A 21,010-nucleotide genomic window follows, 5' to 3' on the forward strand; every position below is an offset into this window, starting at 1 on the left:
TTCCGCCCTATAGTCCCGATCTGAATCAGATAGAGAAAAAGCGGGCTTGGATTAAAGGTGTTGGGAATCGGCTGAGAATGGCGGATGTGGATTGGCTGTTTCAGGCGTGTATCGATAAATAAGTTTATTTGCTATAGATGATTACATACATTACTACAATCATGAACGGATAGTTTAAACTTAAAAAAGCTGAGTCCTGTCGGCTACAGAACCCAGCTTGAAAAGGCTGTTTGAGAAAGATTCTTAACTTGTCCAAGTATTGGGGGACAGTTCAAAGTTTTCAGACGGCTTTGCCCGATTCGGGTGTTATACCACGATGTTTACACGACGATATTCACCAAACGGCCCGGCACCACAATCACTTTCTTCGGTGCTTTGCCGTCCATGAATTTCACCGCGCCTTCGCTGGCTAGTGCGGCGGCTTCGATTTGCTCTTTCGGCGCATCGGCGGCCACGGTGATTTTGCCGCGCAGTTTGCCGTTGACCTGAACCATAATCTCGATTTCCGATTTCACCAAAGCGGCTTCATCGACTTGCGGCCACGCGGCATCCCACAGTTGGGTGCGGTTGAGTTCTGCCCACAAAGCTTCGCAGATGTGCGGCACAATCGGCCACAACAGGCGTGTGACGGCTTCGAGCACTTCTTGTGCCACGGCGCGGCCTTGTTCGCTGCTGGTGTCGGTTTTGTCAAACTGGTTGAGCAATTCCATCACGGCGGCGATGGCGGTGTTGAACTGCTGGCGGCGGCCGTAATCGTCGCTGACTTTGGCGATGGTGCTGTGCAATTTGTGGCGCAATTCTTTCAGTTCTTTGCTCAAGCTCTCTTGGTCGCCTGAGAATGCAGCTATGGTGCCGCCTTGTTTGCGGAAGTCGAACACGGTGCGCCACAGTCGGCGCAGGAAGCGGTGCGCGCCTTCCACACCGCTGTCGCTCCATTCCAAAGATTGCTCCGGCGGGGCGGCAAACATCATAAAGAGACGGGCAGTGTCGGCGCCGTAGGCTTCAATCAGGGCTTGCGGGTCAACGCCGTTGTTTTTCGATTTCGACATTTTTTCCACGCCGGCGATTTGCACCGGCAGGCCGTCAGCCTTGAGCGTGGCGGAAATAGGGCGGCCTTTTTCGTCGGTTTGGACTTCGACATCGGCCGGATTAATCCACTCTTTGCCGCCGCTGGCGCCTTCGCGGAAATAGGTTTCGCACACAACCATGCCTTGGGTCAGCAAACGCTCGAACGGCTCGTCAACATTCACCAAGCTTTCGTCGCGCATCAGTTTGGTGAAGAAGCGCGCGTACAAAAGGTGCAAAATGGCGTGTTCGATGCCGCCGATGTATTGGTCAACCGCGCCCCAATATTGCGCAGCTTCGGTGCTGACCATGCCGTCTGAAAATTGAGGCGACATGTAGCGGAAGAAATACCAGCTCGATTCCATGAAGGTATCCATGGTGTCGGTTTCGCGTTTGGCCGCACCGCCGCAATGCGGGCAAGTGGTTTCGTAGAATTCGGGCATTTTTGCCAAAGGTGAACCCATGCCGTCGGGCACGACGTTTTCCGGCAAGACCACAGGCAGTTGATCAGCCGGTACCGGCACATCGCCGCAGCTTTCGCAATGCACAATCGGAATCGGGCAGCCCCAGTAGCGTTGGCGCGAAATGCCCCAGTCGCGCAGGCGGTATTGGGTTTTCGGTTCACCCAGTTGCAGGCTTTGCAGTTTCTCGCCGATTTTGTCGAAGGCCGTCTGAAAGTCTAAGCCGTTGAATTCTCCGCTGTTGATCAAAATCATGAATTCATCTTTAGCCGCATACCAATCTTGCCATTGATGGGATATGAATGGTAAATCTCTATCAGATGATCCACTACCGTCTCCAGAGCCAGCACCAGCACCGGAACCTCCGCCAAATCCAAAGGCTTCCTCTTGTTCAGGAGAAAGACCAATAGTAATACGCTGCAGCACTTGTTTAATCGGCAGGCTGTATTTGTTGGCAAATTCAAAATCGCGTTCGTCATGCGCAGGCACGGCCATCACCGCGCCGTCGCCATAGCCCCACAACACATAGTTGGCAATCCACACTTCCAATTCTTCGCCGTTGAGCGGATTGATCACGTAGCGGCCGGTCGGCATGCCGCGTTTTTCCATGGTCGCCATATCGGCTTCGGCAACCGAACCGGCTTTGCATTCGGCAATAAATTCTTGCAATTGCGGCACATCGGCAGCGGCGGCGGTAGCCAATGGATGCTCGGCGGCCACGGCCACATAAGTTGCGCCCATCAAGGTGTCCGGGCGGGTGGTGTACACCTGTAGATAATTGGCGTAATCGCCTTCCAGGCCTTGTTTGCTGTTATCGGACACAGGGAAACGCACGGTCATGCCGCGTGATTTGCCGATCCAGTTGCGCTGCATGGTTTTGACTTGCTCCGGCCAGTGGTCGAGTTTGTCCAAATCGGCCAGCAGCTCTTCGGCGTAATCGGTGATTTTGAAGTAATACATCGGGATTTCGCGCTTCTCAATTACTGCACCCGAACGCCAGCCGCGACCATCGATGACTTGCTCGTTGGCCAATACGGTTTGGTCGGCGGGATCCCAGTTGACCGTGCCGTTTTTGCGGTAAACAATGCCTTTTTCAAACAATTTGGTAAACAGCCATTGCTCCCAGCGGTAGTATTCCGGCGTGCAGGTGGCCAGTTCACGATCCCAGTCGATGGCAAAACCCAAGCTTTTGAGCTGGGTTTTCATGTATTCGATGTTGTCATATGTCCACGCGGCAGGGGCGACGTTGTTTTTCATCGCCGCATTTTCCGCCGGCATGCCGAACGCATCCCAACCCATCGGCTGCATCACGTTGAAACCGTTGAGCAATTTGAAACGGCTCAATACGTCGCCGATGGTGTAATTGCGCACGTGCCCCATGTGCAGCTTGCCGCTCGGGTAGGGGAACATCGACAGGCAGTAGTATTTCGGTTTGGACGTATCTTCCGATACATTGAAAATACGGGCTTCGTCCCATTTTGCTTGTGCCGCCGGCTCGATGGCGGACGGTTGGTATTGTTCTTGCATGATTCGTCTGCTTTACGCTGAAAAAAGTGAAAAATTAGCGAGGGATTATAGCAGTTTACTGACGGATTGTCGGCAATTTGCGGAATCTGTTTGCATAGGAAATAAATATCATGAACAGGCCGTCTGAAAATTTTCTAGGAAATATTTTTTCAGATAGTTTTTAGAGTTAGATTATTGTTTTCTGCGAAGCTAAAAGTAGGCAAAAGAAAGGCGGCCGCGGTTGCAGGTTCGCCTGTAAGGGCGAACTTCCCACTCACACAGCATGTTGGCAGCAGGTTCGAACTCGCCGCTTAGGGCGGCTCAAACACCGAGCCTTTTATTCTGCCAAAATCCTGCTTTGTTCGGTTGCGCCCAGCGGATAGGGCAGGTTTCTCTAAAAATGATTATTTCATAAGAAGGTTATTTGAAAAAATATTCTTTTTTCAGACGGCCTTTTATTTCGCTTTGTCCCCTTGAGATTCTCATCACTGCCCATATCTGCACACCAGTTTTAACACCTAGATCTATTCCACTACGAACATGAGCAATCAAGACTTTTACGAAACCCTCGGCGTTGCCCGCAGCGCGAGTGAAGACGACATCAAAAAAGCCTACCGCAAATTGGCGATGAAATACCATCCCGACCGTAATCCCGACAATAAAGAAGCGGAAGAGAAATTCAAACAAATCCAAAAAGCCTACGATACCCTTTCCGACAAAGAAAAACGCACCATGTACGACCAATACGGCCATGCCGCTTTCGAGCAAGGCATGGGCGGCGGCGCAGGTGGTTTTGGCGGCGGATTCGGTGGCGGCTTTGGCGGTGCCCAAGGCTTTGACTTCAGCGATATTTTCAGTCAAATGTTCGGCGGAGCCACGGGTGGCGGCCGTCAGCCGAATTATCAGGGCGCGGACTTGCAGGTCGGTGTCGAAATCACCTTGGAGGAAGCGGCCAAAGGTTTGAAAAAACGCATCAATATTCCGACTTACGAAGAATGCGGCGTGTGTCACGGCAGCGGTGCCAAACCGGGCACCTCGGCCAGCACCTGTTCGACCTGTCACGGCTCGGGTACAGTGCATATCCGTCAAGCGATTTTCCAAATGCAGCAAACCTGTCCGACCTGTCACGGCACCGGTAAAGAAATCAAAGATCCTTGTGTGAAATGCCGTGGCGAAGGCCGCACCAAAACCAGTAAAACTGTTGAAGTCAACATTCCGGCAGGCATCGACGACGGTCAACGCATCCGCTTGAGCGGCGAAGGCGAACCGGGTCAGCACGGCGCACCGGCCGGCGATTTGTACGTCAATGTGCATGTGAAAGAACACAAAATCTTCGAGCGCAACGGCTTGGATCTGCATTGCGAGCTGCCAATCAGCTTTGCCGTGGCCGCGTTGGGTGGTGATGTGGAAGTGCCGACTTTGGATGGCAAGGTCAAACTCAATATCCCGAAAGAAACTCAAAACGGCCGCCGCATGCGCGTGAAAGGTAAAGGCATCAAATCACTGCGCTCCAGCGCCACCGGCGATTTATATTGCCATGTGGTGGTGGAAACACCGGTCAACCTGACTGACCGCCAAAAAGAATTGCTGGAAGAATTTGAAAGCATTTCTACCGGGCTCGACCGCAGCCAAACCCCGCGCAAAAAATCGTTTTTAGATAAATTGGGCGATTTGTTTGATTGATTGTGAGTGGTAAATAATAAAAAGCCGTCTGAAACATAAATGTCCAGACGGCCTTTTCATAAAGCAAACAAAGTTAGCGCTTAACCTCCGGTTAACGCCATTACTCGAATAATCTTCTTCGGATTTTCTACGAATTCGTGTTTTTCCGGCTTCATCGCAATCGCATCGCGGATGGCTTGGTCGAGTTCGGCATCGCTGCAATTATCGCGCAGCAGGTCGCGTAATGGGGCTTTGTCTTCTTGGCCGAGGCAGAGGTGGATGTTGCCGGTGGCGGACAGGCGCACGCGGTTGCAGGTGGCGCAGAAGTGTTGGCTCATCGGGGTAATCAAGCCGAGAGTGAAACCGTTGTTTTCGCTTTGCCAGTAGCGCGCCGGACCGCCGCCGATTTTTCCTTCAAACGGGCTTAAGTCGAACTTTTGGCGCAATTCTTCCAATACCGGTTGCAGGCTCACTTTGGCGTGGGCTTGGCCGGTGGTGCCCATCGGCATGGCTTCGATAAGATTCAAGATGAAGCCGTGTTCCATACAGAAGGCGACCATTTCGTCCAAATCCATGTCGTTGACGCCTTTGAGCGGCACCATATTGATTTTGATGCGCTCGAATCCGGCTTCTTTGGCAGCTTTGATGCCGTCGAGTACTTGTGGCAGACAGTCGCTGCCGGTGATGTTGGTGACACAGTCGCGACGCAGGCTGTCGAGGCTGATGTTTAAACGGCGTACACCGGCTTGGCGCAGGGCATGGGCATGTTTGTCAAGTTGGGTGCCGTTGGTGGTGAGCGAAATGTCTTCGACACCGGACTGGCGGTTGATTTCGGCGGCCAAATCGACCAAACCTTTGCGTAACAGGGGTTCGCCACCGGTCAGGCGGAAGCGTTTGGTACCGAGACGGGCGAACGCGGCAGCTACGCGGCCAAGCTCTTCAATGGTCAGCCATTCTTTGGGAATGGAAAAACCTTTGAAGCCTTTGGGCAGGCAATAAGTGCAGCGTAGGTCGCAGCGGTCGGTCACGGATATCCGTAAGTAGTCGACGGTACGGCCGAATGGGTCGGTAAGCATGATGAATTTCTAGTTATTTCGGTTTAGTTATCTGGTCGTGTTTAGATAAAATTTTATCTTTAAAATTATGGGCTTAATCTTATCGTGTGTTTGGTTGAAGAGCAAAACAAAATAACCTTTTGTACTTTAGGTTTTTAATAACGAGCAACATTCGCATCCACTTGCAGCGCCCATTCGTCTATGCCGCCTTGCAGGTTATACAATGATTCGAATCCCATGTCGGCCAAGTAAAGCGCAGTGTGCAGGCTGCGGATGCCGTGATGGCAATACACCACAATCGGCAGGCCGTCGTCGGGTAACTCGTTGTGGCGCAATGGAATCAGGTTCATCGGGATGTGAATGGCGTTGGGCAGGGCGCAGATTTCGACTTCGTCATCGGTGCGTACATCGAGCAAATGAAATTCGCAGCCTTCATCTTGCCATTTTTTGAATTCAATCACGGAAAGTTGCGGAATCGTCATTATTCGGCCTTTAGCTTATATGTTTATCAAGAGTAAAACAGGCCGTCTGAAAGGAAATGTTTCAGACGGCCTTTCTTTGGGCGTGGCCGAAGCAAATTATTCGGCAGTACCTTAATTGGATATGGGTGCAATCTTTAAAAATCAAAGTTGCCGAAAGGTTGGTTGCTTTTGTCGTTGAGATGGGCGATGAGGGTATCGAACAACACGCTTTGGCTGAATTCGTTGCTATTGCGGTTAATGAGCAGGGCGCGTTGTACCGGTTTGTCTCCGACCACGACAACCATGCGGCCGCCGTCTTTCAATTGCGCTTTTAAGATTTCGGGCACACCATGCACGCCGCCACCAACGTAAATCGCATCGAAGGGGGCGCCTTCGGTGTGTTCGACCAAACCGTCGTTTTGTGCGTAGTAAATATTTTGATAACCCAGATCGTCCAATACGGTTTTAGCGCGGTTTTGCTGCTCGATATCGAGGTCGTCTGAAACCACTTCGCCGGCCAATTCCGCCAACAATGCGGTGGCATAGCCTGAGCCGGTGCCGATTTCCAACACTTTGTCTTGTTTGTTTAATTTCAAACCCTGCACTAACCGCGCCACGACTTTCGGCTCCAGCATTTTGTGGCCGTTGGGCAGCGGCAATTCGGTGTCGGAATACGCCAAACCTTGCTGGCTTCCGGCAACAAAACGTTCGCGCGGAATGGCCATCAGGGCATCGAGCACATTAAAATCCAACACGTCCCAAGGGCGGATTTGTTGTTCGACCATATTGAAACGCGCTTTGTCAAAGTCCATGATGCTGCTCCGTGGCGGGTGTTATCGGGAAAACCGTTATTATAGAATCGAATTGGCTGGCTTACCAGATTTCAGACGGCCTATTTCATTGCATGGCGGCTGAGTATATCGGCCAATTCATTTAAATAGCAGGCATCGGTGCCATCAAACTGCGCCAGTTTGTCATCATCGACATCCAATACGCCATAGCAGTGGCCGTCTGAATCAAACAGCGGTACCACAATTTCCGATTGCGATAAGGATGAGCAAGCGATGTGGTCGGGGTGTTGGTTCACGTCTTCGACTACAATGGTTTCACCGCGCGACCAAGCCTGACCGCACACGCCGCGCCCGTAAGGAATCCGCGTGCAAGCCAATGGCCCTTGGAATGGTGCTAATACCAATTCTTGGTTTTCTTGTTCGACCAAATAAAAGCCAACCCAAAACCAGCCGAATGCTTCTTTTAAGATGGCGGCGGTGTTGGCCAAGTTTGCGATCAGATTGGTCTCGCCGCTGATGACGCTCTCGATTTGCGGCAGCAATTCTTGATAACGCTTGGCTTTGTCGGTGTGGGAAAGATGAAGCGAATGCATGCGTAAAGGCCGTCTGAAAAATAAAACCGAATTATAAACCAATTGTCTGCCAAGCAGTGAACAAGGCCGTTTGAAAACGTTGTTTCAGACGGCCTTGGATTGAAGGCGCAATAATGGCCGCCTAGAGAGGAAATATTGCTAATCATGTCGATATGAACTACACTTCGTTACAGTGATTTAATCTGACGGAGCAAGCAACATGCAACACGAAATCGGTATGTGGGATCAAAAATGGGTCATCGGCAACTGGAAAATGAACGGCCGCCTGCAAAACAACAACGCACTCATGCACCGCTTCCGTATCATGCCCACCGCCGAGCGCGTATTAATCGGCTTGGCTGCGCCGACCGTTTATCTGTTGCAGCTGCACAACGCCATGCAGATTGTGCTAAACAACCGCATTTTAACCTGTGCTCAAGATGTGAGCCGCTTCCCGAATAACGGCGCATACACCGGCGAAGTATCGGCCGAAATGTTGGCCGATATAGGCACCGACATCGTGTTAATCGGCCACTCCGAGCGCAGCCTGTATTTCGGCGAGAAAAACGAAATCCAACGCCGAAAAATGGAAAACGTATTAAACGTCGGCCTGATTCCATTATTGTGTGTCGGCGAAAGCTTGGAAGAGCGCGAAGCCGGCCAAGAGCAGGAAGTGATTGCGCATCAATTATCGGTGTTGCAAGGCTTAGATACCAAAAACATCGCCGTTGCCTACGAGCCGGTTTGGGCGATCGGCACCGGCAAAGTTGCCACCGTCGAGCAAATCGCCGACATGCATGCGTTTATCCACAAACAAATCTTGTCTTTGTGTGGCGACGATGTTAAAATCCGCATTCTTTACGGCGGAAGCGTGAAAGCTGAAAACGCAGCAGACATTTTCGCCGTACCACATGTAGACGGCGCATTAGTCGGCGGCGCATCCTTGTCTTATGACTCGTTTACTGCCATTATTGACGCCGCGCAAGCATCGTAGAGAATTATGGAAGCCTTTAAAACCGTTATTTGGATTGTGAACATCATTTCCGCATTGGCCGTGATTGTATTGGTATTGCTGCAACACGGCAAAGGTGCGGATGCGGGTGCGACTTTCGGTTCCGGTAGCGGTAGTGCGCAAGGCGTATTCGGTTCGGGAGGTAATGCCAACTTCCTGACACGCTCGACTGCTATTGCGGCCACCGTATTTTTCGCCACCTGCATGGCTATGGTGTATATCCATTCCAACACCACACGTCATGGTTTAGACTTCAGCACCGTGCAGCAAAGCCAACCGGCACAAACTGCACCTGCATCAAGTAACATAAATACTGCACCTGCTGCACCCGCTCCGGCCTCGCCGCGCAGCAGTAAATAAAAATTACCGGCCGACATGGTGGAATTGGTAGACACGCTATCTTGAGGGGGTAGTGATCCTAGATCGTTCGAGTTCAAGTCTCGATGTCGGCACCATCAAAAGAAAAACCGTCTGAAATTCAGGCGGTTTTTTTACGTCTAATGCCGTCTAATCCAATCGTGAAAATGCTGATGAATAAAGGCTTAGCGTGTGATTGGCTGGTGTGGTTATCCTGATTTTTCTGTCTAATATAGTCTAATGCCGTCTAATTGAATAAAGCATAAATTTGCGGTATTTTATGCGGTATTGAAAAAATACCTTCAAAAAGTACCGTAAAAATATCTTTGAACGACCGACAAATCAAGAATGCAAAACCCGCTGATAAAGCCTATAAACTGGTCGGGACCTTGGCAAAGCCCTTCTGAAAATTTATGTAAAGTAACCATGGTTACCAAGTAACGTAATACCTCCCAAGCGCTCTAAAACCCTCTAAATTCCCTATAAGTCGAATTTAGAGGATGTTCTTCATGAGCAGCTTTTTACGTACCGACGCTCTCAACCACATCGAAAAACATTTCGACCATTTCCCGCTCATCAAACTCGACTGCACTCTCGATTGGGTAACGATCGAACAGTATCTTACTATGCGAAGAACCCGCTATCTGCGCGACAACGGTGACCGGTCTATCTTTTTAACCACCGACTCACCGAAAAGGGCTCAAAGTCGGGAAAGGCGAAGCAGCCGTTATTGATGCTGCCACCATCATCCAAACCACCGGCTATAAACAACGCCAACTCGTCAAAGTAGGTAAAAACGGTGCAATCTAGCGGCGAAACCTCCCCGAGCAAAGATCAAGATGCACGGTGGATTAAGCAAGACGGCAAGTTGAAATCCGGCTACCAACAACATACCCGCACCGACTCCGACAGCTATATTGAGAAGCTGCACATCACCCCGGCTAATGCCCACGAATGCAACCATTTCGAAATCCTTGCTGAAAGGCATCGAAACCGCTTATGCTGGCAAATGTTGCCACAGTAAAGCCAGCCGAGAACATCTGCAGAGAAAACAACTTTCAGACGACATCATGCGTAAGGCGCAGCAGGGTCTAACCCTTAAGCGCAAGAGAAGCAGCGTAACAACGAGCTGTCGAAAATCCGCTATCTATGTAGCGGAATAAAGCCTCGTCATCCTGCTCCGCAAGTTCCGTTAGCCCGAGCAAGCTATTTCGGTTTGTTGAAAGTGGCAGTGCAAAGCCATCTGAAAGCGATATATTTGAACCTGTTGGCGGCAGCCAACAAGTTTAGTGTGCCTGTTGAAGGATATATTTGTTAGGCAACCCGGGAAGGTGAAAGGGGGAGGGAGCCTAAAACCGATGAAAACAGCCGAAACTGTACTTTGTAGTTTCGGCTGTTTATTCGATGCGAAGTTTTGCAAAAGTCTCAGGCTGCCTGAAACGATTTACGTTCAGACAGCCTTCACTTAATTCATCAAATCATGACTGATTGGATTAACCTTCAACTTTTACTTCAACGCGACGGCCTTCTTGCTCATTGCCAATTGCGCCGGTGGTGTTTTCAGGTTTGCGCAACTCAATATTGGCTGAGTTCACGCCTTGCGCTTCAAAGAAAGCTTGAACAGCTTGGGCACGTTGTTTAGACAATTCTTCATTCGCCACCGCGTTACCAGTACTGTCGGCAAAACCACTGATTACCAGTTTTTTACCTTCTTTACCGGCTGCAATCACGTCTGCAATGATGGCATCCGCACCTTCGGCAATGTCGTTTTTACCGGTCGCGAAGTAGAATTTGGCCACACCGTCTTCAACCAATACATGAGCCGCCGCATCGGCTTCCTGTACCACAGGATCAGTTTCGGAAGCTACGGCAGGGGTTGTGTCAAAAGCGGCAGGAGCCGCTACTTCAGAGGCGACAGCCGGTGCAGATGCTTCGATTGGCGCAGACACTTCCGCAGGAGCTGCTACATCTGAAGCAGCAGGGGTGCTGGCTTCAACCGGTGCCGGAGCAGGTTCTTGTTTGTTATTACAGCTCTTGAAGGCAAACAATGCCGCCAAGGCAGCCAAACCTAATACAATCCATTTACCGGCGCCACCTTTTTTAGCCGCTACGGGAGCCGCCGCAGCGGCAGATGCAGTAGCTGCCGCACCGGTTGTACCTAAACCGCTAATCACATTAGTCAAGCCGCCGAATAAACCGCTCAAACTGCCGATGCCCAATGCTGATAACATGTTCGGGCTCAATACGCGTGACAACCAGCCTTGTTGTTGACCTAACAGACCCAGCAATTGACCACCGCTCAGGTTGTCATTTTGTGCTTTACCGCGCAGCACAGACAATACCAAAGGCAATGCCAATGCCAGCAGGGAACCTGAAGATGCTTTAGAAATGCCGCTTTCTGCTGCAATTTGGTCGGCTACGTTTGGTGCATTGCCACCTAATAGATTAGGCAATAATTGTTTGCCCAAATCGATCAAGCTGCTTGCGCCGTTACCGGTGGTAACATCGGCAACCGCAGTATTCAAACGCGCCCCACCTGTACCGGTAATCAAATCCAACAAACCTGAAGCATTGGCAGTATTGCCGCTTACATGTTTCACCAAACCGGCGATAATCGCAGGCGCTGCTAAACCAGCTGCCTGCGTGCTGTTTTCAGCAGATTCGCCGTTGGCTGTTAAAAACTGGCCCAACACATTACCTACTTGGCTTTGCAACAAGTTACCTAAATCTAAAGACATATCCATTTCCTTAAATGTTTTGTTGTAGAAACTACGCATGTTTGCGAATTTAATAACCATACTACATGAGGCCTTTTTATTTGCAACAGCGAATTTCATTAAATTAATGAGTTTTTACAGAGTCCATCATAAAACATACTAAAGTTGAAATTAAAGAAACGGATTATGTTGTTTTTCATGTGAAATAGTCGTCAATCTGCCGTGTCCGGGTACAACTTGAGTTTCAGGCGGCAATACCAAAAGCTTACTGCGGATATTATTAATTAAATCTTCATGATTACCTCTCGGGAAGTCTGTGCGACCGATTGTCTCGTAAAACAATACATCGCCCGCAATCAGCAGATTTTCCGAAGCGCAATAAAACACCACATGCCCCGGAGTGTGGCCGGGAATATGCAATACCGTAAATTCATATCGGCCGACTGTTAAAGTCTCGCCCTCGTTCAACCAACGGGTCGGCACTACCGCAGGCGAAACAGGAAATCCAAATTGCGGCGTGGTTTGTGGCAAGGCTTGCAACAAAAATTCGTCTTCTTTATGCGGCCCGATCACTGGAACAGGGTATTGCTTCACAAATTCATCCACTCCGCCGGCATGGTCCAAATGGCCGTGCGTGAGCCAGATTTCTTTAATGGTGAGCCTTTTTTCCGCAACCTGCTGCAACAAAAACGGTACATCCCCACCCACATCCGTCAAAACCGCTTCATGAGTTTCATCATCCCACAACAACGAACAATTCTGACGAAAAGGCGTGACCGCCATAATCTCAACCTGTAAGGCCATGATTTGATTCCTTCCCGGCCGTCATATATATTTTCAGACGGCCTATTGGTGTAATACAATATAGTTTCTTAAATTATTATAATAAACGGAAATAAAAGCCATGAGACTTATCATACCCATTTTCGCCGCGCTTTTCATCTCAAGCCCATTGTTAGCCGCCGATTTATTACTGGCACAAGAATACAAAAACCAAAATATCCAAGGTTGGGCAATGAGCGAAAAGCTTGACGGTGTGCGCGCCTTTTGGAACGGCAAACAGCTCATCAGCCGACAAGGTCACGCGTTTACACCGCCTGCCGATTATACCCGCCACTTTCCACCTTATCCCCTGGATGGCGAACTATTCAGCGCACGCGGGCAGTTCGAGCAAATTTCCGCTACCGTACGTTCGACTTCGGGCGATTGGCAAAATATTAAACTGCATGTGTTCGATGTACCCAAAGCCAGTGGCAACCTCTATCAGCGGCTTGATATCGCCAAACAGTGGCTGCAACTGTACCCGACTGCCCCCATTACCGTGATTGAACAAATCCCCGTAGAAAATACCCAACATGCCTACGATTTTCTCAAGTATATTGAAGCCCAAGGCGGCGAAGGCGTGATGTTGCGCAACCCTGAACAAACCTACACCGGCGGACGCAGCAGTCAGCTTTTAAAGCTTAAAAGCCAACACGATGCCGAATGTACCGTTACCCGACATTATGAAGGCAAAGGTAAAAATCAAGGCCGGCTCGGCGCCATCGGCTGCCGCAATCAGTACGGTGAATTCCGGATCGGCAGCGGGTTTAAAGATATCGAGCGCGACCATCCGCCACCCATCGGCGCAACGATTACCTACCGCTACCGTGGATTTACACAAAAAGGTACACCGCGCTTCGCGACTTTTGTGCGGATTCGCGATGATAAGTTAAAATAAATAAAAAGGCCGTCTGAAAGATTACTCATTCTTTATTGGTAAACAAGCTTTCAGACGGCCTATTATCCAAGAGGCTGAGGAAGCAAAATCACCAAATATAGCGATTAATTTCTGATATGGAATGAAAAAGTACGCCCAAAGCCTCAACAAAATTACCGAGCCTGAATTCCGCCAAATCCTGCAACTTTTCGCCTTGCATTTAACTGCTTCCAAAGCAACGCTACAAAAGGTTATTAGCGGCCGTCGTAGCTCGATTGAGGCCATCTCAATACTGATGGATGGCGCGGTTGTCGAGGGTTGGTCGGCATGGAATTTGTATTGCCAAGTATCGACCCGCATAATGTAACGGTATAGCAAGCATACGTTTTACCGGCCCCTAAAAGAAACCGAATTCGGCTTCAATTGCCGGCATGATGATTCGTACAAAGTGCTGTTGAGAAGGTTGCGCTAGAGCCGCTTAAAATAAATTTTGCTTCCTTAAATATGGCATGGGAATTGCATGTTATATTTAAGAGGAAATAAGGTATTTTCAATAAAGTAGTTAAATTTTAAATAAAACAATACTTAACAGTAAAATACGTAATAAAAAATATTTTCGGCATCAAAATGATGCGACTGATGTTTTGGGGTATTGTTGAATGAAATGGTTACAAAGTGACAATTAATGTCAGTTTTTGACGACGTTGAAAATGTGGCACTTTGGGCAATCAGGATTGAAAAATGCCATGTAGCCACTTGTTAAGTAAGCGGCAGCAGCGTAGTGCCGGAATCAATTAATGCCGTCTGAAAAAGGCGGTTCGGGAAATCAAAAAGGATTATGTTATGAAAACTAATCAAATCGTTAAAATCGGTTTGTCATTGTTGGCAACCGGCTTATTGGCAGCATGTGCGGCCAAGAGCGATATTACGCCGGAAGGTACCACCGATAACCCGGTGTTCCCTAAACCGTATTCATTGACTTTCAATAACGACCGCGGTACGTTCCCGGCTTGGGATGAATTAGACCAAATGCGCCCAGGTTTGACCAAAGACGACATCTACAAAATCTTGGGGCGCCCGCATTACAATGAAGGGATGGTTGGCGTGCGTGAATGGGATTACCTGTTTCATTTCTATACCCCGGGCGTAGGCGTGGATCCTGACAACACTTCAGGCGTAGAAGGAATCACTACTTGTCAATACAAAGTAATCTATGATAAAAACAAATTTGCGCGCAGCTTCTACTGGAATCCTGTATTCCCTAAAGATGCTGCCTGCCCGCCGCCTGCATCTAAAGCAGAGCCGCAAGTGATTATCCGCGAAGTGGAAACCACGTCGCAACGCATCCGTCAGTAATAGGATATAGTTTGAAAAAATTTTGGTTAACTACGGCCTTGTTGTTGGGCTTAAACACGTTTGCCAGTGCCGATGCAGTCAGCGATTACATGAAGCGTAAGAAGGTCATTGTGGATACCGCCAAAGCCGAATTGTGCTTTGCCGATGATAAACAATGCCATCCTGTGCTTATCGGTAAAACCACGCCTAAAGGTACTTTTCCTATGACCATCATGGCCACGAAAAAATCGGGCTATGGCGGAGAGGTGATTGGTTTTAAAGAAGAGCGCGATTTCTTGTTTGCATTACACCGCGTTTGGTTGGGCAAACCTTCTGAGCGCCGTATGGAGCGCATCGCTTCGCCATTGGTGGCCGATCGTGTCATGACTAATGGTTGCATTAATGTTACGGACAAGGTGTATGAAAAATTACGCCATTATTTCACGTTAGAAGTGATTTAAGCGAATAGGCCGTCTGAAAAGGATGTTGGGAAACTGATATCCTTTTTTATTTTTGGGTAAAGGAATTGACCGTTTGGAAATGAGATATGGTATTCAGACGGCCTGAGACCTTTGCAAAACTCCCTGAAAAACCACTTTACCAAGAATCGGCGTCATTTCCGCGCAGGCATCCATTTTTGAACATGGCAAACTATTGAATAAAATAAGTTTCTGAAATTTTAAGATGGCTTCCCGCCTGCGCGGGAATGACGGCTGTTATGGTTTTTATTGGTGGTCCATGAGGTTCTGCAAAGGTTTCGGCCTTGAGAAAAGCTTGCCACTGAGGCAGAGTTGGCATAAGCTTTTATCCGTTTATAACCGGAGATAAAACCATGAAACCGATTGCCGTGCTGATGTATCAAGGTGAAGGAACCTGCGAATTACAAGTCTTGTGGCAGGCGGTGGGGCATTGGCAGCGGCATGGATTAAAAGTAGCGGGTTTATTGAATCCTTTGGATGAAAACAACCAAAAATTACGTGAACGTGTACAATCTTTAACGGATAGCAGGGTGTATACCATTATGTATGACCAAGGCTGCACCACCGAGGCTTGTCTGCTTGATCCGCGTGGTTTGGCGGCCTCTTCTGAAGTTATCCGAGAAGCTTTGCAAACGCCGCCCGATATTCTGGTGTTTAATAAATTCGGCCATGCCGAAAGTGAAAACAGCGGCTTGATTGACGAATATGCGCAAGCCATCGGGCAGGGTATTCCCGTGATTTCGTTGTTGCAAGATAAATATCTGTCTGATTGGCGCACGTTTACCGATGGTATGGGGGAAGAGCTATTCGGCTTAGAAGAGGTTTTGGCATGGAGTGAGTGTCAAAATCAACGGCATAAAGTAGATTGATTGGGATTTAACCATATAAAAAAGCCGTCTGAACAATATTGTTCAGACGGCTTTTCAAATAAAACCAATCAACCTTCAAATTTTTTGAATACCAATGTGCCGTTGGTGCCGCCGAAGCCGAAAGAGTTGGAAATGGCAACATTAATGTTCAAGTCGCGCGCTTCGTTGGCGCAATAGTCTAAATCGCAGCCTGCTTCGATGTCTTGATCTTCCAAATTGATGGTTGGTGGCGATTTTTGATCGTGAATCGCCATGATGCTGTACACGGCTTCCACGCCGCCGGCTGCGCCCAGCAAGTGGCCGGTCATGGATTTGGTTGAGTTCACCACCACATTTTTAGCATGTTCGCCCAAAGCCAGTTTCAGTGCTTTGGTTTCATTGGCATCACCCAACGGGGTAGAAGTGCCGTGTGCGTTGACATAATTCACATCGCTTACGTTCAGGCCGGCATCTTTTAATGCGCGGGTTACGGCCAGAGCAGGACCTTCTTCGTTTGGTGCGGTGATGTGGTAGGCGTCCGAGCTCATGCCGAAGCCGACGATCTCGGCGTAGATTTTCGCGCCGCGTTTTTTGGCATGTTCCAATTCTTCCAATACCAACACACCGGCACCTTCGGCAATCACGAAACCGTCACGGCCTTTGTCCCACGGGCGGGAAGCTGCTGTAGGGTCGTTATTGCGGGTCGACAAAGCCTTCATGGCCGCAAAGCCGCCAACGCTCAATAAATTGATAGAGCCTTCCGCGCCGCCTGCTACCATTACGTCGGCATCGCCGTATTTAATCAAACGCGCTGCATCGCCGATAGAGTGTGCACCGGTGGTACACGCCGAGACCATGCCGTATGAAGGGCCGCGGTAGCCCTTCAAAATGGTGACATGACCGGAAATCAGGTTAATCAGCGAGCCCGGAATAAAGAACGGATTAATCTTGCGCGCACCACCTTCTTGCACCGCAATACCGGTGGCCTCAATGCTCGGCATGCCGCCGATGCCTGAACCGATATTTACGCCGATGCGGTCTTTGTCTAAATCTGGGGTATCGTCCAAGCCTGCGTCCCGAATGGCTTGCAGGGCGGCGGCCAAGCCGTAGTGGATAAAGGCATCCATGCGGCGGGCTTCTTTGGCACTGATGTATTCGCTGATGTCGAAATCGCGCACTTCGCCGGCAATTTGGCTGTTGATTTCGGATGCGTCAAAGCGGGTAATCATGCCGATGCCGCTTTTGCCTGCGAGCAGGTTGCTCCATGCGGTGGCGGCGTCGTTGCCGACCGGTGATACTTGGCCGAGGCCTGTAATGACTACTCTTCGTTGACTCATGATAATCTCGCTGTCGTTAATCGGGATTGGTGGACGGTAAGGCTGAAATGCCTGATAGGCCGTCTGAAAATTAGAATTTTTCTCTAATTTTGAGCATATCTAATAAGGTAAAAGCCCCTGTATGCGGAATCGCAGCAGAGGCCGGCGTGTTGGTGAGACTACGGATTAGCCGTTGTGGGCAGTGATGTAGTCGATAGCCAATTGTACGGTGGTGATTTTTTCGGCTTCTTCGTCAGGGATTTCGCAACCGAAAGCTTCTTCTAAAGCCATTACCAGTTCAACGGTGTCCAATGAGTCTGCGCCCAAATCGTCTTGGAAAGATGATTCGTTTTTCACTTCGGCTTCATTCACGCCCAGTTGTTCAGCAACAATTTTTTTAACTTGTTGTTCGATATTTGACATGTCAGTCGTTCCTTATATGCCTTGCGGCGGGTTTGAAAAAATAAATCGGATGTATTGTACCGAATTCGTTTAGAGTTTTCCATCTAAAAATGCGCTTTCTGCATTCTCAGGGAATGCTTTCGTTACGCTGCATATTATCATAGGCTGTTTTTATCCTACAAGCAGCATTTTGTTTTTGTTTGTTATCAAAGGGTTAATCAGAACCATTTTGCTTCGGCATACCGTTTGCAGGCCGTCTGAACGGGAATTTTGCCGTTCAGACGGCTTTTTTCACTAAAAAACAGTTTAAAAACGCCAGAATACAGGCCAATTCATCAGCGGAATCCTGTTGTGTGCTGTTACCCGTGTGGCCGCCGTTGTCGGGGCAATACAGCCATGATTGCGGGCTTTTTTGACGCAATTTGGCATAAAACTTCAACGCGTGGGCGGGATGGACGCGGTCGTCACTCAAGCTGGTGGTGATTAAGGCCGGCGGATAGTGGCGGCCGTCTGAAAGATTGTGGTAGGGCGAGTGCTGCTGCCAGTAACCGCGGCAGATGTCGTATTTTTGCGTATTGCCGTATTCGTCTGTCCAGCTTGAACCGGCCGATAATAAAGGATAGCGCAACATATCGGTCAGCGGCATTTCGCACACCATCGCGCCGAAGCTTTGCGGCTGGCGTACAAAGGCAGATGCCACTACCAAGCCGCCATTGCTGCCCCCTTGCAGGGCGATGTGTGGGGGCGAACTCAAACCGCGGCGGCTCAAATCGTCAACGATGGCGAGTAAATCGTCAGTGCTTTTGTGTTTGTGCAAACCTTGCGCCGCTTGGTGCCAATGAGGACCGAATTCGCCGCCGCCGCGCACGTTGGCCAATACAAACGCATGGCCTTGTTCCAGCCAATATTTACCGATGCTGCCCAAATAATGCGGCAATTCGGGCACACCGAAGCCGCCGTACACATACACTAAGGTCGGTGTCTGCGATGAGAGGCCGTCTGAAACATTTTTACTGACATGATAATAAGGAATCTGTGTGCCGTCTGCAGAGCTTGTCCAAAACTGCTGTACTTGAATGCCGGCGGCGGCAAACTGCTGCGGCTGGCGACGCATGACGGTGAGTTCCATTACGTTCAAATCCAAGGCATACAGCGTCAGCGGCGTGGTGAAATCGCTGGCAGCCAAATACACCACATCGCCGCCCCACGGCTGGTCAGTCATTTCCAATGTGCCCATCGGCAGGCGGGGCAATTCGATTTCCTGCCACGCACCATCGGCAAAACGCCATGCTTTCAGACGGCCTTGCACGTTTTCCAACGTACTGGCCACCACAAAACGCTTGGTTGTTTCCACGCTTTCCAAGGCTTGCGTCTCATTGGGTGCGAACAGCAATTGCGCCGCGCCGAGTTCGCCTTTGTGCAGCTTTACTGCCAACAGGCTGCCGCTCGGGTAGCTTTGGTTGGCACGGAGCCAGTCTTTACGCAGGGTCAGCATCAAATGGCCGGACAAATATCCGACCACATCACAATCTTCCGGCAAATTCAAAGGCTTGGCTTCACCTTGTGCGGAAACCTGCCAATAGGTTTTGGTGTAAAACCCTTGCGAGGCTTCGATTAAATCAATCGGCGAACCTTGCGGGTCGAGATAACGCCAAGCATTGACCATCATGCCGTCGCGGTCGATTTGGAAAACCGGCGTGCTTTCTTCAAAACTTTGCCCGCGCTCGACCAGCCACACTTCGCGCGGATAGCCTGCTTGTGTGAGTTGGCGGTCGTCCCATGCAGGGCAAACCCATACGCTGTTTTCATCGCGCCATGAAATGTGGTTTTTACCGGCCGGAAAGTGAAAACCGCCGTTTACCAGCGTACCGGCAGCCAAATCCATTTCCAAGGTATAGGCTGCATCTCCACCGGCGCGACTCAAGGTCAGCAAGGCCAGATTCGGTTTTTCGACCAAATGCGAGATGCCGCCGAGGTAAACGTCATCGCCCAAAATCTCATCGAAATCGGCCACTGAAAACAAGATTTCCCATTCCGGATAACCTGATCGATACGTCGCAGCGGTACAAACACGGTACACGCCTTTTGGGTATTCCGCGTCTTGATGGAAATGGTACATGCGCGCACGGTGCTCTTGGCAAAACGGGATTTGGCGCGTGTCCTGCATTTGCGCCAAAATGCCGTCTGAAAGCGTGCGTGAAGTATCGTTTTCCATAAAACGTGCTTGGGTTTCATTGTGCGCTTTGGCGGCGAAATCTTGCGTGGCGGGAGATTCAAGGTTTTCGAAATGTTGGAACGGGTCGGAATGCTGCGTCATGGCGGATAGGCCGTCTGAAAAAGGAAAGGGGGCATATTATAGCGCAAAGGTTTGACCAAAAGTTTTCGGCAGACAGAGGCCTTTGCCAAATCTTCATCTTTGGCACATTTCTTCGTTATGCGCTGCTCGAAAACTTGCCTGTCTTCATGATAGGTCTTCGCTTTCTGCGCTGATCTAACTTCAAACCGTACTCAAGTCTGAAGTTTTGCGAAGATCTCAGCCTAGATGGTGATCGCGCATTGCGATATTTTAGCCGCCGTTTTAAGCCTGCTGTTATAATTAAATTTTAGATTTTGCGCGGTACAGACAAATGGATCTCGAAACCAAACGCCATCAAACTCAAACCATGCTCGACAACGCTGAATTGTTGTTCAGCCAAGAAGAATGCCAAGCTGCGCTGCAGAAAGTGGCCGGCGGCATAACCCGCGATTTGGGCGATAAATATCCGCTGTTGCTGCCTGTGATGGGTGGGGCGGTGGTGTTTACCGGCCAATTATTGCCGTTACTGCGCTTTCCGCTGGACTTTGATTATGTGCATGTTTCGCGCTACGGCGACAAATTGCAGGGCGGTAATTTCAATTGGAAACGCATGCCCGATGCCGAGCAAATCCGCGGCCGTCATGTGGTGGTGTTGGACGACATTCTCGATGAAGGCCACACCATGCATGCGATTCAGGAAAAGCTGTTGGAAATGGGGGCGGCAAGCTGTCGTGCGGCGGTGTTTGCCAATAAATTAATCGACAAAGAAAAGCCAACCAAAGGTGATTACGTCGGCTTGGATGTGCCCAACCGCTATGTTTTCGGCTACGGCATGGACGCGGCCGGCTGCTGGCGCAATTTGGGCGAAATTTACGCTTTGAAGCAGGATTAATCAGCAGGCCGTCTGAACAATAAAGTAAAGCTACGCCAAGAAACATTCAGACGGCCTTGTTTATTCAGGCATCTGCAACCATCT

Annotated in this window: 20 protein-coding genes, 1 tRNA gene and 2 pseudogenes; 13 read left to right on the plus strand and 10 right to left on the minus strand. The window is 49.7% G+C overall.

Features of this window, described 5'->3' with window-relative positions:
* Positions 1–118: 118 nt before the first annotated feature.
* The gene (locus ACFPVS_RS07285) at positions 119–178 is read left to right on the plus strand and encodes an IS3 family transposase (protein ID WP_123804297.1); all 60 of its coding nucleotides are present in this window, start codon (positions 119–121) and stop codon (positions 176–178) included.
* A gap of 142 nt (positions 179–320) precedes the next feature.
* Here the strand turns inward: ACFPVS_RS07285 and leuS are convergent, their stop codons facing one another.
* Positions 321–3,053, minus strand: a complete 2,733-nt coding sequence (gene leuS / locus ACFPVS_RS07290; protein WP_096294595.1) for a leucine--tRNA ligase — start codon at positions 3,051–3,053, stop codon at positions 321–323.
* A 519-nt stretch (positions 3,054–3,572) separates the two neighbouring features.
* Between leuS and dnaJ the strand changes: the two genes are divergently transcribed.
* Positions 3,573–4,715 (plus strand): molecular chaperone DnaJ, encoded by a 1,143-nt coding sequence (gene dnaJ, locus ACFPVS_RS07295; protein ID WP_123804296.1) that lies wholly within the window; start codon positions 3,573–3,575, stop codon positions 4,713–4,715.
* A gap of 80 nt (positions 4,716–4,795) precedes the next feature.
* On the opposite strand, the gene moaA is transcribed toward dnaJ, so the two are convergent.
* The 4 genes from moaA to ACFPVS_RS07315 all read right to left on the minus strand — a co-directional run bounded on the left by moaA (position 4,796) and on the right by ACFPVS_RS07315 (position 7,594).
* Positions 4,796–5,770 carry a GTP 3',8-cyclase MoaA gene (gene moaA, locus ACFPVS_RS07300; protein ID WP_123804295.1) on the minus strand — a complete coding sequence of 325 codons (975 nt, stop codon included), beginning with the start codon at positions 5,768–5,770 and terminating at the stop codon, positions 4,796–4,798.
* Between the two features lie 134 nt (positions 5,771–5,904).
* On the minus strand, positions 5,905–6,231 hold the full coding sequence (locus ACFPVS_RS07305) for a rhodanese-like domain-containing protein (protein ID WP_096294596.1): 327 nt from the start codon (positions 6,229–6,231) through the stop codon (positions 5,905–5,907).
* Positions 6,232–6,365: 134 nt separating this feature from the next.
* Positions 6,366–7,022: a protein-L-isoaspartate O-methyltransferase family protein gene (locus ACFPVS_RS07310; protein WP_096294597.1), complete on the minus strand. Its 657-nt coding sequence runs from the start codon at positions 7,020–7,022 to the stop codon at positions 6,366–6,368.
* An 80-nt stretch (positions 7,023–7,102) separates the two neighbouring features.
* Positions 7,103–7,594, minus strand: a complete 492-nt coding sequence (locus tag ACFPVS_RS07315; protein ID WP_096294598.1) for a GAF domain-containing protein — start codon at positions 7,592–7,594, stop codon at positions 7,103–7,105.
* 199 nt (positions 7,595–7,793) lie between these two features.
* Between ACFPVS_RS07315 and tpiA the strand changes: the two genes are divergently transcribed.
* The 4 genes and pseudogenes from tpiA to ACFPVS_RS07335 all read left to right on the plus strand — a co-directional run bounded on the left by tpiA (position 7,794) and on the right by ACFPVS_RS07335 (position 10,260).
* Positions 7,794–8,567 (plus strand): triose-phosphate isomerase, encoded by a 774-nt coding sequence (gene tpiA, locus ACFPVS_RS07320; protein ID WP_095502254.1) that lies wholly within the window; start codon positions 7,794–7,796, stop codon positions 8,565–8,567.
* A 6-nt stretch (positions 8,568–8,573) separates the two neighbouring features.
* On the plus strand, positions 8,574–8,945 hold the full coding sequence (gene secG, locus ACFPVS_RS07325; protein WP_096294599.1) for a preprotein translocase subunit SecG: 372 nt from the start codon (positions 8,574–8,576) through the stop codon (positions 8,943–8,945).
* Between the two features lie 9 nt (positions 8,946–8,954).
* A tRNA-Leu gene (locus ACFPVS_RS07330) sits at positions 8,955–9,040 on the plus strand.
* Between the two features lie 411 nt (positions 9,041–9,451).
* Positions 9,452–10,260 (plus strand): annotated as a pseudogene (locus tag ACFPVS_RS07335) (transposase).
* Between the two features lie 175 nt (positions 10,261–10,435).
* On the opposite strand, the gene ACFPVS_RS07340 reads toward ACFPVS_RS07335, so the two are convergent.
* Together ACFPVS_RS07340 and ACFPVS_RS07345 are read right to left on the minus strand one after the other, a co-directional pair.
* A complete protein-coding gene (locus ACFPVS_RS07340; protein ID WP_096296062.1) occupies positions 10,436–11,680 on the minus strand; it encodes an OmpA family protein in 1,245 nt (414 codons plus the stop codon).
* Positions 11,681–11,830: 150 nt separating this feature from the next.
* Positions 11,831–12,463 (minus strand): MBL fold metallo-hydrolase, encoded by a 633-nt coding sequence (locus tag ACFPVS_RS07345; protein ID WP_096294600.1) that lies wholly within the window; start codon positions 12,461–12,463, stop codon positions 11,831–11,833.
* A gap of 100 nt (positions 12,464–12,563) precedes the next feature.
* Here ACFPVS_RS07345 and ACFPVS_RS07350 point away from each other — a divergent pair, with 100 nt between their 5' ends.
* The 6 genes and pseudogenes from ACFPVS_RS07350 to ACFPVS_RS07375 all read left to right on the plus strand — a co-directional run bounded on the left by ACFPVS_RS07350 (position 12,564) and on the right by ACFPVS_RS07375 (position 16,041).
* Positions 12,564–13,379, plus strand: a complete 816-nt coding sequence (locus ACFPVS_RS07350) for a DNA ligase (RefSeq protein ID WP_378595536.1) — start codon at positions 12,564–12,566, stop codon at positions 13,377–13,379.
* A gap of 121 nt (positions 13,380–13,500) precedes the next feature.
* A complete protein-coding gene (locus ACFPVS_RS07355; RefSeq protein ID WP_096294601.1) occupies positions 13,501–13,725 on the plus strand; it encodes a hypothetical protein in 225 nt (74 codons plus the stop codon).
* Positions 13,726–13,734: 9 nt separating this feature from the next.
* Positions 13,735–13,830: pseudogene (locus ACFPVS_RS07360) on the plus strand (IS1595 family transposase); the annotation flags it as partial.
* A 371-nt stretch (positions 13,831–14,201) separates the two neighbouring features.
* Entirely contained in the window at positions 14,202–14,714 is a 513-nt protein-coding gene (locus tag ACFPVS_RS07365; RefSeq protein ID WP_096294602.1) for an outer membrane protein assembly factor BamE, read from the plus strand.
* An 89-nt stretch (positions 14,715–14,803) separates the two neighbouring features.
* Complete coding sequence (locus ACFPVS_RS07370; RefSeq protein WP_232507568.1) at positions 14,804–15,154, plus strand: murein L,D-transpeptidase; 351 nt, start codon at positions 14,804–14,806, stop codon at positions 15,152–15,154.
* 371 nt (positions 15,155–15,525) lie between these two features.
* A complete protein-coding gene (locus ACFPVS_RS07375; RefSeq protein ID WP_123804292.1) occupies positions 15,526–16,041 on the plus strand; it encodes a DUF2478 domain-containing protein in 516 nt (171 codons plus the stop codon).
* A gap of 68 nt (positions 16,042–16,109) precedes the next feature.
* Here ACFPVS_RS07375 and fabF read toward each other — a convergent pair whose 3' ends face one another.
* From fabF to ACFPVS_RS07390, 3 genes are all read right to left on the minus strand, one after another.
* Positions 16,110–17,357 (minus strand): beta-ketoacyl-ACP synthase II, encoded by a 1,248-nt coding sequence (gene fabF, locus ACFPVS_RS07380; RefSeq protein WP_123804291.1) that lies wholly within the window; start codon positions 17,355–17,357, stop codon positions 16,110–16,112.
* 165 nt (positions 17,358–17,522) lie between these two features.
* A complete protein-coding gene (acpP, locus tag ACFPVS_RS07385) occupies positions 17,523–17,759 on the minus strand; it encodes an acyl carrier protein (protein WP_047759914.1) in 237 nt (78 codons plus the stop codon).
* 256 nt (positions 17,760–18,015) lie between these two features.
* Positions 18,016–20,055: a prolyl oligopeptidase family serine peptidase gene (locus tag ACFPVS_RS07390; RefSeq protein ID WP_096294605.1), complete on the minus strand. Its 2,040-nt coding sequence runs from the start codon at positions 20,053–20,055 to the stop codon at positions 18,016–18,018.
* A 310-nt stretch (positions 20,056–20,365) separates the two neighbouring features.
* Here ACFPVS_RS07390 and ACFPVS_RS07395 point away from each other — a divergent pair, with 310 nt between their 5' ends.
* On the plus strand, positions 20,366–20,926 hold the full coding sequence (locus ACFPVS_RS07395) for a hypoxanthine-guanine phosphoribosyltransferase (protein WP_096294606.1): 561 nt from the start codon (positions 20,366–20,368) through the stop codon (positions 20,924–20,926).
* The last annotated feature ends 84 nt before the right edge of the window (positions 20,927–21,010 follow it).

Source organism: Neisseria weixii (assembly GCF_042658245.1).
In the GTDB taxonomy this organism is placed as follows: domain Bacteria; phylum Pseudomonadota; class Gammaproteobacteria; order Burkholderiales; family Neisseriaceae; genus Neisseria; species Neisseria weixii.

Bases quoted from the DNA above. Each gene is read 5' to 3' on its own strand.
- ACFPVS_RS07340 (WP_096296062.1), bottom strand. From the start codon at position 11,680: ATGTCTTTAGATTTAGGTAACTTGTTGCAAAGCCAAGTAGGTAATGTG.
- ACFPVS_RS07395 (WP_096294606.1), top strand. From the start codon at position 20,366: ATGGATCTCGAAACCAAACGCCATCAAACTCAAACCATGCTCGACAAC.
- ACFPVS_RS07310 (WP_096294597.1), bottom strand. From the start codon at position 7,022: ATGGACTTTGACAAAGCGCGTTTCAATATGGTCGAACAACAAATCCGC.
- secG (WP_096294599.1), top strand. From the start codon at position 8,574: ATGGAAGCCTTTAAAACCGTTATTTGGATTGTGAACATCATTTCCGCA.
- leuS (WP_096294595.1), bottom strand. From the start codon at position 3,053: ATGCAAGAACAATACCAACCGTCCGCCATCGAGCCGGCGGCACAAGCA.
- ACFPVS_RS07345 (WP_096294600.1), bottom strand. From the start codon at position 12,463: ATGGCCTTACAGGTTGAGATTATGGCGGTCACGCCTTTTCGTCAGAAT.
- ACFPVS_RS07365 (WP_096294602.1), top strand. From the start codon at position 14,202: ATGAAAACTAATCAAATCGTTAAAATCGGTTTGTCATTGTTGGCAACC.
- ACFPVS_RS07315 (WP_096294598.1), bottom strand. From the start codon at position 7,594: ATGCATTCGCTTCATCTTTCCCACACCGACAAAGCCAAGCGTTATCAA.
- tpiA (WP_095502254.1), top strand. From the start codon at position 7,794: ATGCAACACGAAATCGGTATGTGGGATCAAAAATGGGTCATCGGCAAC.
- ACFPVS_RS07370 (WP_232507568.1), top strand. From the start codon at position 14,804: ATGAAGCGTAAGAAGGTCATTGTGGATACCGCCAAAGCCGAATTGTGC.
- ACFPVS_RS07390 (WP_096294605.1), bottom strand. From the start codon at position 20,055: ATGACGCAGCATTCCGACCCGTTCCAACATTTCGAAAACCTTGAATCT.
- dnaJ (WP_123804296.1), top strand. From the start codon at position 3,573: ATGAGCAATCAAGACTTTTACGAAACCCTCGGCGTTGCCCGCAGCGCG.
- ACFPVS_RS07375 (WP_123804292.1), top strand. From the start codon at position 15,526: ATGAAACCGATTGCCGTGCTGATGTATCAAGGTGAAGGAACCTGCGAA.
- moaA (WP_123804295.1), bottom strand. From the start codon at position 5,770: ATGCTTACCGACCCATTCGGCCGTACCGTCGACTACTTACGGATATCC.
- ACFPVS_RS07355 (WP_096294601.1), top strand. From the start codon at position 13,501: ATGAAAAAGTACGCCCAAAGCCTCAACAAAATTACCGAGCCTGAATTC.
- fabF (WP_123804291.1), bottom strand. From the start codon at position 17,357: ATGAGTCAACGAAGAGTAGTCATTACAGGCCTCGGCCAAGTATCACCG.
- ACFPVS_RS07350 (WP_378595536.1), top strand. From the start codon at position 12,564: ATGAGACTTATCATACCCATTTTCGCCGCGCTTTTCATCTCAAGCCCA.
- acpP (WP_047759914.1), bottom strand. From the start codon at position 17,759: ATGTCAAATATCGAACAACAAGTTAAAAAAATTGTTGCTGAACAACTG.
- ACFPVS_RS07305 (WP_096294596.1), bottom strand. From the start codon at position 6,231: ATGACGATTCCGCAACTTTCCGTGATTGAATTCAAAAAATGGCAAGAT.